The following is a 12551-nucleotide window of genomic DNA, read 5'->3' as shown; positions in this document are numbered from 1 at the left end:
TTGCCGTCAGGCCTTGATCTTGAAGCCGTCGGCGTACTTGGCGGGGTCCTTGCCGTCCCACACCACGCCGTCGATAAGCTTGCTGGTGCGCAGCACATCCTTGGGCACGCTGATCTTCATGGCGCTGGCCACCGACTTGTACAGCTCGACCTGGTTGACTTCCTTGGCCACGGCCAGGTAGTCGGGATGGCTCTTGAGCAGGCCCCAGCGCTTGTGCTGGGTCAGGAACCACATGCCGTCCGACAGGTAGGGGAAGTTCACCGCGCCGTCGTTGAAGAACTTCATGTGGTTGGGGTCGTCCCAGGTCTTGCCCAGGCCGTTCTGGTAACGGCCCAGGATGCGCTGGTTGATGGCGTCCACGCCCGTGTTCACATACGCCTTGCCGGCCACGGTCTCGGCCATCTTCATCTTGTTGGACAGGCTGGCATCGATCCACTGGCTGGCTTCGAGCACGGCCATCATCACGGCGCGCGTGGTGTTGGGGTACTTCTTGACGAACTCGGACGTGGTGCCCAGCACCTTTTCGGGGTGGTCCTTCCAGATGTCCTGCGTGGTGTTGGCCGTGATGCCGATGCCGTCCATGATGGCGCGGTGGTTCCAGGGCTCGCCCACGCAAAAGCCGTCCATGTTGCCCACGCGCATGTTGGCCACCATCTGCGGCGGCGGCACAGTGATGAGCTTGGCGCCCGACAGCGGATTGATGCCCGCAGCCGCCAGCCAGTAGTGCATCCACATCGCGTGGGTGCCGGTGGGGAAGGTGCCCGCAAACGTGTATTCGCGCTTCTCGCTGGCCATGAGCTTGGCCAGGGATGGGCCGTCCGCCGCACCCTTGTCGGCCAGGGCTTTGGAGAGGGTGATGGCCTGGCCGTTGTTGTTCAGGTTCATCAGCACGGCCATGTCCTTCTTGGGACCGGCGGTGCCCAGGTGCACCCCATAGACCAGGCCGTAGAGCACGTGGGCAAAGTCCAGTTCGCCGTTCACCAGCTTGTCGCGCACGCCGGCCCAGCTGGCTTCCTTGTTGGGGACGATGGTCACGCCGTATTTCTTGTCGAAGCCCAGCACCGAGGCCATGACCACGCTGGCGCAGTCGGTCAGCGGAATGAAGCCGATCTTGACTTCCTTCTTCTCGGGGGCGTCGGAGCCCGCTGCGTGGACAAGCGCGCGCAGCGCGGGGCTCACACCCACAGCGCCCACGGTGGCGGCCTGCAGCACGGTGCGGCGGTTGAGGCTGGTTTTCAACAGATCGGTCATGGGGCATCCCTGGTGGCGTGAAAAACAAAAAAGGCGTCCTCACACCGCACCTGGCTGGCTGCATCAAAGCAACGCCGGGAGCGGGTGGGGACGCCTTTGTCCGTGGTGGAGCCTGGAACGGGTCCGGGGCTCCTTGCCAGCACCGGCCCGCCGTTGGGTCAGTGCTGTCAGTGGTCAGACCTGCATTGGTCTTGCACTGTGCAATGCAAAGCGCGTGCCAGCGCCTGTTGCGCCATGTTGGAGCGCTGGATGCTATGGAATAGATAGCTGTTTGCGCTTGATCAATAAGCGCTACAAGCCTGCTGGGCTTGCAGCAGGGATATTCTTGTTGTGATGAGAGTGGTCGCACTGCCTTTGTGCGGCGCACCATTTGGGAGGGGCCTTGGAATTGGGCGCGGCCCGGGCGAGGGATGCCAAGCAAGGGGCGCCGAGCCGCGTATGCGGCGCTTCGCTTGGGTGCGAGGGCATCGTCCCCCTTCCCGAATGACGCAGTCATTCGAGAGAAGGGGGAAGCGGCGCAGCCGCTCAGGGGGTAGTTCTCTGGTTTTACCCCAGCAGATCCATCACATCCAGCATGCGCTGCGCCACGTCCACCAGCTTCAGGCCCTTGTCCATGGCCGTCTTGCGCAGCTTTTCGTAGGCGGCCTGTTCGGTCAGGCCTTGGCGCTGCATCAGCAGGCCCTTGGCGCGGTCGATGGTCTTGCGGTCGCGCAGTTCGGTCTTGGCATCGGCCAGCTCGGCGCGCAACGCCTGCTCGTGCTGGAAGCGCGCCATGGCCACGTCCAGGATGGGCCGGATGCGCTGGGGTGCCAGCCCTGCCACGATGTAGGCAGACACGCCCGCAGCCACGGCATCCTTGACGTGCGAGGTGTCCTCGTCGTTGGTGAACATCACGATGGGGCGGCGCTCGTCGCGCGTGGCCATCACCACATGCTCCAGCGCGTCGCGGGCTTCGCTCTCGGCGTCCACGATGATCAGGTCGGGCTGTAGCTGGGCGATGCGCTCGCTCAGGAACACATCGGCGGGCAGCGTGGCCACCAGGTTGAAGTTGTTCTCCAGCAGCCCGATGCGCAGCGCCCGCGACCGCTCCGCCTGTTCCACGGCGTGTTCGTCGTCAGGGTCGGCGACTGCCAGATCCGGGGCCACCACCACGATGCGCAAAGCCTCATTCATACCGGCGAGGATAAGCAATTTTTACGCCACAAATTGGTGCGCCGGGGTGGTGCATGGCCTTGGAGGGGGGCTGCGATGGGACTTCACCCAGGGGTAATCCCGGCCCCAGGCCCGCCATGTCTGGATACTCGGCCCCCCGTTGCAGGGCCTGAAAGTTGCTAATACTGCCGCCATGGGAGGGCATACCCGGTAGCCCGCCCAGCAGGGCGTCGCATATACATCTGCACACACAGTCACACTGAAATGGAGTTTTTTGCATGAACAAGCACATCAACCGGCGCCGCTTCTCGGCCAGCATGGCCTTGACCGCAGTGGCGACTGCCGCACTCCTGACCGGATGCGGCAAGGTGCCGGACACCATCAAAATTGGTGTAGCGCAGCCCCTCTCTGGCCCGCTGGGCGCCCTGGGGCAGGATCTGCTCAACGGCGTGAAGCTGGCGGTAGATGAACTCAACAAGTCCGGCTACACCGTGGACGGCAAACGCGTGACGCTGGAGATCGTGTCCGTGGACGACAAGGCCGACGCGGCCACCGGCAAGGCTGTGGCGCAGCAACTGGTGGATGCGGGCGTGGTCGCGGTGGTGGGCCACCTCAACTCGGGTGTGAGCATCGACACGGCCCCCATCTACGCCGCCAAAGACATTCCACAGATCGCCATCTCGACCAACCCCAAGTTCACGCAGCTCGGGTTCCCGACCACGTTCCGCATGGTGGCCAACGACACCCTGCAGGCGCGCGCCATCGGCTCGTTTGCCGCCACGCAGCTGGGCGCCAACCGCTACGCCGCGCTGGACGATGGCACGCCCTACGGCAAGGGCTTGGCCGACGGTGCTGCCGCGCAACTCAAGGCCGAGAAAAAAGAAGTGGTGATGCGCAAGTCGTTCGACGACAAGACCGTGGCCTTTGACGAACTGGCCGGTGAACTCAAGGCCGCCAACGTGGAGGTGATCGTCTCGACCCTCAACGACTTCCAGGCCCTGGCGCTGCTTGAATCGCTCAAGAAGGTAGACCACACCAAGGTCAGCCTGCTGGGCGGCGACACCATCAAGACCACCGACATGACCAAGGGCGCGGGCATCGTGCAGGGGCTCTACGCCACCTCGCCCGTGCTGGAAGCCAAGGAGTTCACCACTGGCAAGCCCTTCCTTGAAAAGTACATCGCCGCTTTCAAGAAGCCCCCAGCCTACGGCGGCCACTACAGCTACGACAGCACCTACGTGCTCTCGGCCGCCATCCAGAAAGCCAAGTCCGCCGACCCCAAGGACATCACCAAGGCCCTGCATAGCATCAACGGCTATGCACCGGTGATCGGCACCATGACCTGGGACGACAAGGGTGAGCAGCGCTACGGCGCCGTGGGCGTGTACGAGCTGCGCAGCGGCAACTGGGAACTGCGCATGCGGTCGGACCGCTGGTAATCAGCCCTGCAAGAACGGATCAGCCCCGGGTTTTACACTCGGGGCATGAGCTTGCTGATCCTGGGTATTGAATCTTCGTGCGACGAAACCGGCGTGGCATTGGTCCGTTCCACGGGCGATGCCGTGCCTACGCTGCTGTCGCACGCGCTGCACAGCCAGATCGAGATGCACCAGGCCTATGGCGGCGTGGTGCCCGAGCTGGCCAGCCGCGACCACATTCGCCGTGTGCTGCCGCTGGCCAAGGAGGTGCTGGCCGAGTCCGGCCAGACGCTGGCCGATGTGGATGTGGTGGCCTATACGCGCGGCCCGGGCCTGGCGGGTGCGCTGCTGGTGGGCGCGGGCGTGGCCTGCGCGCTGGGCGCGGCGCTGGACAAGCCGGTGCTGGGTGTGCACCACCTGGAGGGGCATTTGCTGTCACCCTTCCTCAGCGCCGACCCACCGGAATTTCCTTTTGTGGCTCTGCTCGTTTCGGGCGGCCACACCCAGCTGATGCGTGTGGACGGCGTGGGACGCTACGAGATCCTGGGCGAGACCATTGACGATGCAGCGGGCGAGGCGTTCGACAAGTCCGCCAAGCTCATGGGCCTGGGCTACCCGGGTGGCCCTGCGCTGTCGCGCCTGGCAGAGCAGGGCAGCGCCACGGCTTTCAAGCTGCCACGGCCTTTGCTACACAGCGGTGATCTCGATTTTTCGTTTGCCGGACTCAAGACGGCCGTGCTCACACAGGCCAAGAAGCTGGGCGATGAACTCGAGGCACGCAAGGCCGACCTGGCCGCCAGCACCGAGGCCGCGATTGTCGAAGTGCTGGTGAAGAAGACCCTGGCCGCCCTCAAGCAGACCGGCCTGAAGCGCGTGGTGGTCGCCGGTGGCGTGGGCGCCAACCGGCACCTGCGCGCCCAGCTCAATGCCGCCTGCGCGGCCGCCAAGGTGCGCGTGCACTACCCCGAGCTGCACCTGTGCACCGACAACGGCGCCATGATTGCCATGGCTGCTGCGATGCGCCTGCAGGCCAGGCAGCAGCAGGCCAACACCGACTACGCGTTTGACGTGAAGCCGCGCTGGCCGCTGGATGCCATCACGGTGTGATTCTGAATAAAAAAGGCTCTCTTCCATTTCGGGTGGAAAGCCACATTCCCCACCAGAGCCATGGTCAGGCCCTTGCTTTTTGCAAAGGACAGCCCGGCAGGTGAGTGAGCTTTCCCGCGATCAGGAACGCCATGGCGATGAAGTGATCGGTGGTGCCATAACCACGCGCCTTGGCCTTGGCTGCTTGCAGCAGTGAGTTCACCGCCTCCACATAGCCGGTGTGCAGGTGAGAGGCATCAAACGCCTGGAGTATTCCCGCCCAGTGCTGCTGGATGGTCTTGGCCAGATCAGTGAAGGGCCGCAAGCGGCTGCGCTGTGCCCATCGCAGCCACTTTTTGATTGCCAGCTCGCTTTGTGCAGCCTGAGTCTGAGCGAGCGCACTGCGGTAGATGTCCCGCAGCGCCTCCTTCATCCGCCACGCCCTGGCGGTCTTCAATCGGGTGCGGGGCAGCCAATCCATCTTTGCCTGCTCTTTGTCCGTCCACTTGGCTTTGTCCTTGAGCCAGCACCAACGCGTCTTCTTGAGCCAGCGCTCGCCCCGGGCCTCATCCCGCCGCACTGCGTCCACGGCCCGGTTGGCCAGTTGCACCACATGGAATCCATCAAAGGCAATGGCCGCTTGGGGCAAGTGCTGGCCAGCTCCTGCGATGAAGGCCTTGGACATGTCCATGCACACCACTTGGATGGCTTCGGCCTTGCCTTGGTGGCTCTTGAAGTCCTCGGTAAATCTCTGAACCGTGCTGGCATCCTTGCCGGATGTGGCGTAGATCAGTCGCGCTCGCTCTAGATCGTGCACCAGGGTGATATAGCTATGGCCTTTGGCGCAACTGGTCTCATCGATACCAATGACCGCCACACCCGCGTAGCTCTCCTTGGCGCGCGCCAAGCCAACATGGGCATCGATCTGGCGCCACAAGGCGTTGTCCGCGCAGCGCAGGATGCGCGCACACGCGGCCACCGGCATCTCACGGGCCAGCGTCAGAGCCAGCGCCTCGAACATGAGCGTGAAGCGGCTGCCCTCTCGCGCCCAGGGAACACTCAGCTGGCTCGTAGAGCCGCAGGCGCTGCACGACACCCGAGGCAGAGCGCAGTGCACGTAGGCTTCAAACTGAAAGAAATCCAGATGCCGCCAGCTACGCTGGCGGTGGTCATGCAGTCTCTGGTCAGCTGCGGCGCAAACGGGACAGGCTGCACTGCCGGATTGCCAGACCACGTACAGGTCGATGCGGCTGCGCTCGACGTCCAGTGCAACACGCTCCACAGCCCAGGGCGCGGCCAGCCCCAACGCTTGGCAGAACAACGCTTCTTGCATCGGGAGGGCTCCTGTTCAGGGGGTGTCAATGGATTTATTTGAACTGTAGTGTTCCACCCGAAATGGAAGAGAGCCATAAAAAAGGCAGCTAGCGCAGGCAAATAGTGCGCTAGCTGCTATCTTTTTTGATTTTCAGAATGGATAGTGGCGTGGCGTGGTTTGCACCGTCACCCAGCGCAGCTCGGTGAATTCACGCACGCCGGCCATGCCGCCAAAACGGCCGTAGCCCGAACTCTTCACACCCCCAAACGGCATCTGGCCTTCGTCGTGCACCGTGGGGCCGTTGACGTGGCAAATGCCCGACTCGATGCGCGCCGCCACGTTCCAGGCCTTGGCCACGTCACGGCTGAACACGGCGGAGGACAGGCCGAACTCGTTGTCGTTGGCGCAGGCAATGGCTTCTTCCACGCCGTTCACGCGCACCACGGGCTTCACGGGGCCGAACGACTCTTCGCGGTAGATGTCCATCGCGGCCGTCACATGGTCGAGCACCGTGGCCTGCATGAGTGTGCTGTCGCTCTTGCCGCCGCAGACCAGCTTTGCGCCCTTGGCCAGCGCGTCGTCGATGAGGGCGTTGCAGCGGTGCACTGTGGCCATGTCCACCACCGAGCCCAGCACCACCGGGCCTTTGCGCGGGTCGCCCAGGGGCAGTGCCTTGGCGCGCGCACCCAGCTTGGCCACGAACTCGTCGGCCACGGCGTTGTCCACGATGATGCGTTCGGTGGACATGCAGATCTGGCCCGAGTTGGCGAACGCGCCAAACACGGTGCCCGCCACGGCGGCGTCAATGTCCGCATCGTCCAGCACCAGCAGCGGGGCCTTGCCGCCCAGCTCCAGCACCACGGGCTTGAGGTACTTGGCGCAGGTCTGCGCAATGATGCGGCCCACCTTGGTGGAGCCGGTGAAGTTGATCCGGCGCACGGCCGGGTGGGCCACAATGGCTTCGACAACGGCACCGGCGTCGGCTGGGGCGTTGGTCACAAAGTTCACCACGCCGGGGGGCAAACCGGCTTCCTGCAGCGCCTCGATGATGAGGCCGTGCGTGGCGGGGCACAGTTCCGAGCCTTTCAGGATCACCGTGTTACCGCAGGCCAGCGGCGTGGCGATGGCGCGCACGCCCAGGATGACCGGAGCGTTCCACGGCGCAATGCCCAGCACTACGCCCGCCGCCTGGCGCACGCCCATGGCCAGGCTGCCGGGCACGTCGGACGGGATCACCTCGCCCGCAATCTGCGTGGTCAGCGCGGCGGCTTCCTGCAGCAGGCCCGCAGCCAGGTGCACGTTGAAGCCCGCCCACATGCCGGATGCGCCGGTCTCCGCCGCCATGGCCACGGCAAAGTCGGCCGTGCGGGCTTCCAGCGCGTGTGCGGCCTTGAGTAGCAAAGCGCGGCGTGCGTTGGGGCCCAGGGCGGACCAGGCCGGGAAGGCCTTGGCGGCTGCGTCGGCAGCGGCCTTGGCATCGGCCACGCTGGCGGCGGGAGCCGTGGTGGCGATAGAGCCGTCGAGCGGGTTGCGACGCTCAAACGTGGCGCCGCCGGTGGCTTGCACGCGCTCGCCGTTGATCAGCATGGAAATGGCAGTCATGGATGAAAGCTCCTGAAAAAGAACAAATGAAAAAGGGGGCGGAAGGGGTTTCACGCCACGCCGAGATAGGCCTGGCGCACCACATCGGACTGCAGCAGTTCAGCGGCCGCGCCAGACGCCACGATGCGCCCGCGCTCCAGCACGTAGCCGCGCTGCGCTATCTGCAGTGCCTTGCGCACGTTCTGCTCGACCATGAGCACTGTCACGCCCTGCGCGGCAATGCGCTGCACGATGGCCAGCAGCTCATCGACCATGCGCGGCGCCAGGCCCAGCGAGGGCTCGTCCAGCATCAACAGGCGCGGGCCGCTCATCATCGCGCGGGCCACGGCCACCATTTGCTGTTCGCCGCCGCTCATGGTGCCTGCGAGCTGCGTGGCGCGCTCCTTGAGGCGCGGGAAGTCTTCGAACGCCTGGTGCAACCGCTCGGCCCGCACCCGTGAGGGCACCAGCCAGCCGCCCAGCTCCAGGTTCTCGGTCACCGTCATTTGCGGGAAGAGCTGGCGGCCCTCGGCCACCAGGGCCAGGCCGCGCTGCACGCAGGCGGTGGCGTTCATCGCGGGCAGGTCGCTGCCGTCCAGCGCCACGGTGCCCATGCGCGGCAGCAGCCCGGCCAGCGCCTTGAGCAGCGTGGTCTTGCCCGCGCCGTTGGGGCCGACGATGACGGTGATGCCGGGTGCGGCCTGCAGCGACAGGTCTTGCAGCACCTGAAATCCGTGGTAGCCCGTGGTCAGATTCTGCACGGTGAGGTGTGCGCCGCTCATGCCGTGGCTCCTTGTGCAGTGTCGCTGGTCATCTCGTCACCCAGATAGGCCTCGATCACCTGCGGGTCGCGCACCACCTCGGCGGGCGTGCCGTCGGCAATCTTGCGGCCCTGGTGCAGCACCAGCACGCGCTCCACGTACTTGAGCAGCGTGGTCACCGCATGCTCGATCCACACCACCGTCAGCCCCCAGTCGTCGCGCAGGCGGCGGATGCGCTGGGCCATGGCGTCAACCTCTGCTTCCGTCAGGCCTGCGGCGACTTCATCGAGCAGCAGCAGGCGCGGGCGGGTGCCCAGGGCCATGCCGATCTCCAGCAGGCGCTGCTGTGACGGCGTCACATCGGCGGCAGAGCGGTCGGCCAGGTGGGCCAGGCCCAGCATGGTCAGGATCTCGCCTTCGCTGCGCAGGCCCTCCGGCCCCTGGCGGTGGCGGCCTGCGAACTGCATGCCAAAGCGCACGTTGTCGCGCACCGTCATGTCGGGGAACACGCGCGGTGTCTGGAAGGTGCGCGCAATGCCGTGCGCCGCATAGTGGTGCGGGCCCTTGCCGGTGAGGTTGTCGGTGCCTCTCACCAGCGTGCCCGAGGCGGGCGGCTGCACGCCCGAGATGGCGTTGAAGAACGTGGTCTTGCCCGCGCCGTTGGGGCCGATGATGCCGATCAGCTCACCCGTGTGCAGCGTGGCGCTCACGCCGTCCACGGCCGTGAGGCCGCCAAAGCGCACGGTCACGGCGTCGATGGTCAACAGGGCTTCAGCCATGGTGTGCCTCCGCAGCTGCAGGCTTGCGCCGCTGCCACAGCGTGGCCAGGCCATTGGGCAGGTACATCACGCACAGGATCAGCAGCAGGCCCAGCACCATCATGTAGCCGTAGGGCAGCTGCAGGCGCAGCGTTTCGGCCAGCAGGCTGAACACGATGGCCGCCAGGATGGGGCCGCCAAGGCTGGTCGCGCCGCCGATCAGCGCGATCAGCACGGTCTGGAAGCCGATGAAGGGGCTGAACACGGCTGCGGGTTCGATGTACGTCCAGCGCACCGCCATGGCTGCGCCCACGGCGCCTGCAAAGGCGGCGGTGATGCCAAAGCCCGCAATCTTGGCCAGGCGCGTGTCCACCCCAAGGGTCTGCGCGCGCTGCTCGTCGGCGCCAATGCCGGAGAGTGCCAGGCCAAAGCGGCTGCGCTGGATGGCAATCGCCGTGGCAATTGCGCCCGCGGCAATCAGCAGCACCGTGAGGTACACCGTCTCGTTGCTGGGCACCACCATGAGCACGCGCCCCACGGTACCGGAGACCTGCTTCTCGACAAAGGTCACGGCGTGGCGGATCAGCTCCGTCATGCCGAACGTCAGCACCGCAAAGTAGGTGCCGCGCAGGTGCAGCACCGCCGCGCCCATCACTACCGCCACCACGGTGGCAATCAGTGCGCCGCTCAGAATAACCAGCGGCCAGGGCAGCACGCCCAGCAGCATCGCGCTGGTGTACGCACCCACACCAAAGAAGGCCGAGGTGGCCAGCGACAGGTAACGCGTGGCGCCGCAGAACAGCGACCAGCTGGTGGCCAGCGCGATGTACATCAGGCAGCTGAGCAGCACGGAGGCCATGAACTCGGACACCAGCCAGGGCAGGGTGGCGACCACCGCCACCCCCGCAGCCAGCGCCAGCCAGGGCTTGTTGGAATAGAGAGCGGTCATTTTTTGGAGAACAGTCCGTTGGGGCGCCAGATCAGCACGCCGATGAATACGGCATAGCTCAGCAGCATCTTGAGAGACGGGCTGCTGAAGTGCATGCCCAGGGCCTCGACCACGCCCAGCAGCAGGCCGCCTGCCAGGCTGCCCGCCAGGCTGCCAAAGCCGCCCAGCGTGATGACGATGAGCGCGGTGACGGTGTAGGGCTCGCCCATCGACGGCGAAATCTCGTACGTCATCGACAGCAGCGCCCCCGCCACGCCCGACAGGCCCAAGCCGATGCCAAACATCATGGGGTGCAGGCGCCGCGTGTTGATGCCCACCAGCTGCGCGCCCGTGGGCGACTGCATCAGCGCTCGCACGGCCTTGCCCAGCAGCGTGAGCTTGAGCAGCGCGATCAAACCTGCGGATAGCGCCAGCGCCACGCCAAACAGCACCAGCTTGTTCTCGGTGAAGCGCATGCCCGCGATCTGCACCGGGTCGGCCAGGTATTCATACCCGCGCAGGTCGCCGCCCCAGATCAACAGGGCGGTGTTCTGCACCAGAAACATCAGGCCAAAGCCCACCATCAGGCTGCGCGCCTCGAACACGTCCACATTCGGTGCGCGCGCGGCCAAGCGCTTGAAGCACAGCGCATGCACCACCACGCCCAGCGCGAACAGCGCGATGAAAGCCAGCGGCATCAGCAGCAGCGGCGAGATGCCCCACAGGGTGTGCGCCGACCAAGTCAGGAAGGCGCCCAGCATCAGGAACTCGCCATGCGAGATGTTCATGATGCGCATCAGCCCGTATTGCAGGTTCAGGCCCATGGCCACCAGTGCATAGATGCCTCCGGTAATGAGGCCGCTGGCGACCAGTTCGGCCCAGGAAGTCAGAGACACTTTGTTACTTCCACGCAGGCTTGTTGGTGTTGAGCTGAGCCGTGGCGCGGTCTTTGGGCCACACGACTTCGAAGTCGTTGCCCTGCCACTGGCTCACCGTGCCGGGGATGGACGCGTTCTCGCTGCCCTGGAAGCGGATGCCGCCCAGGATGGTCTTGAACTCGTTCTTGGCGATGTGCTCGCGCAGGGCCTTGCGGTCCAGGCCCGCCTTTTCCACGGCCTGCTGCAGGATCTGCAGTGCAGCCCAGGAGTGGCCGCTGGCCCAGCGGTCGGGCTCCTTGTTGAACTTCTTCACATGGGCGTCGAAGTACGCCTTGGCCTCGGGGCTCGTCTTCACGCTCCACGAGCCCATGCCGATCACGCCCTCGGTGTTGGCCTGCATCACGTTCTTGTAGAGCTGGAAGGCCGTGCCCACCGAAGCGTAGAAGAACTTGGGGTTCAGGCCCACCTCGCGCGCCTGGCGGCTGGCCAGGATGGTGTCGGGCGGGTAGGTGATGCCGATGAAGGCGTCGGGGTTCTGGTCCTTGATGCCGCGCAGCACGGGGGCCAGGTCCTTCACGCCCAGCGGATAGCTCTTGCGCTCCAGCACCTGGATGCCGGTCTTCTTGAGGGCGTTGTTCAGCGCGGCAAAGTTCTCCAGGCCAAACAGATCGTCCATGTAGACGATGGCAATGGTCTTGACGTTGTTGGCCACCAGCATGTCCACCAGCGCGCCCATCATCTTGTCGGGCTGCTGCAGCAGCGAGAAGAAGTAGGGCAGGTTCATGTCGATCAGCTTGCGCGACAACGCTGTGGGCGCCAGCAGCGGGTAGCCAAAGCGGTTGGCCAGCGGCGCAATGGCGAAGTTGGCACCCGAGCCCCAGGGCGGCAGGATCAGGTCCACCTTGTCGCTGCCCATCAGCTTTTCGTAGGTGCGCACGCAGGTCTCGGTCTCGCTGCGGTCGTCGTAGCCGATGAGTTCGATGGGGCGCTTGGTGCCCTTCACGCTCAGGCCGCCCGCTGCGTTCACCTGCTCTGCCCACAGCAGGTAGTTGGGCTCCTGGCTCACCTGCGCGCCGGCGGCCCAGGGGCCTGTGCGGGCGATGGCATAGCCAATGCGGATGGGGGCTGCGCTGCTGCCCTGGGCCCACAGCTGCGGGGCCACGGCCAGGGGCCGACAGTGGCAGCGGCGCCTTTGATCCAGTGGCGCTTGGAGGGTTGGTGTGCTGTCATTGTGTGTCTCCTCGGGTGGGGCGTGCGTGGTGCACGCCGTGCCAAGAATCGTAGGGAGACGGGCCCCAGCGCGCTGCGCTCAGCGTGCACAAAACGCTTGCCTCAGCGTGCAGGCGGCAGCGGGTTTACCCGGATTTCCCTCGGTGGCACGGGGTAACGGGGCGTCCGATAATTCAGCTGCATAACCATCAGG

At 65.4% G+C, this 12551-nt stretch carries 10 protein-coding genes and 1 pseudogene; 2 read left to right on the top strand and 9 right to left on the bottom strand.

Going from position 1 to position 12551, the window contains the following annotated elements:
• Positions 1-6 precede the first annotated feature (6 nt).
• Together ACOYR4_RS16755 and ACOYR4_RS16750 are read right to left on the bottom strand one after the other, a co-directional pair.
• A complete protein-coding gene (locus tag ACOYR4_RS16755) occupies positions 7-1251 on the bottom strand; it encodes a CmpA/NrtA family ABC transporter substrate-binding protein (protein ID WP_422847376.1) in 1245 nt (414 codons plus the stop codon).
• A gap of 546 nt (positions 1252-1797) precedes the next feature.
• Complete coding sequence (locus ACOYR4_RS16750) at positions 1798-2424, bottom strand: ANTAR domain-containing response regulator (protein WP_015015144.1); 627 nt, start codon at positions 2422-2424, stop codon at positions 1798-1800.
• Between the two features lie 257 nt (positions 2425-2681).
• Between ACOYR4_RS16750 and ACOYR4_RS16745 the strand changes: the two genes are divergently transcribed.
• Together ACOYR4_RS16745 and tsaD are read left to right on the top strand one after the other, a co-directional pair.
• Positions 2682-3842, top strand: coding sequence for a branched-chain amino acid ABC transporter substrate-binding protein (locus ACOYR4_RS16745; protein WP_422847375.1), 1161 nt, complete (start codon positions 2682-2684; stop codon positions 3840-3842).
• 45 nt (positions 3843-3887) lie between these two features.
• Positions 3888-4928 (top strand): tRNA (adenosine(37)-N6)-threonylcarbamoyltransferase complex transferase subunit TsaD, encoded by a 1041-nt coding sequence (gene tsaD, locus ACOYR4_RS16740; RefSeq protein WP_422847374.1) that lies wholly within the window; start codon positions 3888-3890, stop codon positions 4926-4928.
• Positions 4929-4992: 64 nt separating this feature from the next.
• Here tsaD and ACOYR4_RS16735 read toward each other — a convergent pair whose 3' ends face one another.
• The 7 genes and pseudogenes from ACOYR4_RS16735 to ACOYR4_RS16705 form a co-directional block, all read right to left on the bottom strand.
• Positions 4993-6240, bottom strand: a complete 1248-nt coding sequence (locus tag ACOYR4_RS16735) for an ISL3 family transposase (RefSeq protein ID WP_422847186.1) — start codon at positions 6238-6240, stop codon at positions 4993-4995.
• A 132-nt stretch (positions 6241-6372) separates the two neighbouring features.
• Complete coding sequence (locus ACOYR4_RS16730; RefSeq protein WP_422847373.1) at positions 6373-7824, bottom strand: aldehyde dehydrogenase; 1452 nt, start codon at positions 7822-7824, stop codon at positions 6373-6375.
• Positions 7825-7874: 50 nt separating this feature from the next.
• Positions 7875-8585 (bottom strand): ABC transporter ATP-binding protein, encoded by a 711-nt coding sequence (locus ACOYR4_RS16725; protein ID WP_422847372.1) that lies wholly within the window; start codon positions 8583-8585, stop codon positions 7875-7877.
• Positions 8582-9343: an ABC transporter ATP-binding protein gene (locus tag ACOYR4_RS16720; protein WP_015015139.1), complete on the bottom strand. Its 762-nt coding sequence runs from the start codon at positions 9341-9343 to the stop codon at positions 8582-8584. Before ACOYR4_RS16720 ends, ACOYR4_RS16725 begins: the two co-directional genes overlap by 4 nt.
• Complete coding sequence (locus ACOYR4_RS16715) at positions 9336-10271, bottom strand: branched-chain amino acid ABC transporter permease (protein ID WP_422847371.1); 936 nt, start codon at positions 10269-10271, stop codon at positions 9336-9338. The genes ACOYR4_RS16720 and ACOYR4_RS16715 overlap by 8 nt, the downstream gene beginning before the upstream one ends.
• Positions 10268-11146, bottom strand: coding sequence for a branched-chain amino acid ABC transporter permease (locus tag ACOYR4_RS16710; RefSeq protein WP_060986563.1), 879 nt, complete (start codon positions 11144-11146; stop codon positions 10268-10270). The genes ACOYR4_RS16715 and ACOYR4_RS16710 overlap by 4 nt, the downstream gene beginning before the upstream one ends.
• Before the next feature lie 4 nt (positions 11147-11150).
• Positions 11151-12358: pseudogene (locus ACOYR4_RS16705) on the bottom strand (amino acid ABC transporter substrate-binding protein).
• Positions 12359-12551: the final 193 nt, after the last annotated feature.

This window comes from Acidovorax sp. M14, assembly GCF_049331375.1.
Lineage (GTDB): Bacteria > Pseudomonadota > Gammaproteobacteria > Burkholderiales > Burkholderiaceae_C > Acidovorax.
Note: the sequence above shows the minus strand (reverse complement) of the source record. Positions and strands in the feature narration are given on the sequence as shown.

Excerpts from the sequence above, each read along its gene's own strand:
- tsaD (WP_422847374.1), top strand. The coding sequence starts at position 3,888 with ATGAGCTTGCTGATCCTGGGTATTGAATCTTCGTGCGACGAAACCGGC.
- ACOYR4_RS16745 (WP_422847375.1), top strand. The coding sequence starts at position 2,682 with ATGAACAAGCACATCAACCGGCGCCGCTTCTCGGCCAGCATGGCCTTG.
- ACOYR4_RS16725 (WP_422847372.1), bottom strand. The coding sequence starts at position 8,585 with ATGAGCGGCGCACACCTCACCGTGCAGAATCTGACCACGGGCTACCAC.
- ACOYR4_RS16750 (WP_015015144.1), bottom strand. The coding sequence starts at position 2,424 with ATGAATGAGGCTTTGCGCATCGTGGTGGTGGCCCCGGATCTGGCAGTC.
- ACOYR4_RS16730 (WP_422847373.1), bottom strand. The coding sequence starts at position 7,824 with ATGACTGCCATTTCCATGCTGATCAACGGCGAGCGCGTGCAAGCCACC.
- ACOYR4_RS16755 (WP_422847376.1), bottom strand. The coding sequence starts at position 1,251 with ATGACCGATCTGTTGAAAACCAGCCTCAACCGCCGCACCGTGCTGCAG.
- ACOYR4_RS16715 (WP_422847371.1), bottom strand. The coding sequence starts at position 10,271 with ATGACCGCTCTCTATTCCAACAAGCCCTGGCTGGCGCTGGCTGCGGGG.
- ACOYR4_RS16735 (WP_422847186.1), bottom strand. The coding sequence starts at position 6,240 with ATGCAAGAAGCGTTGTTCTGCCAAGCGTTGGGGCTGGCCGCGCCCTGG.
- ACOYR4_RS16720 (WP_015015139.1), bottom strand. The coding sequence starts at position 9,343 with ATGGCTGAAGCCCTGTTGACCATCGACGCCGTGACCGTGCGCTTTGGC.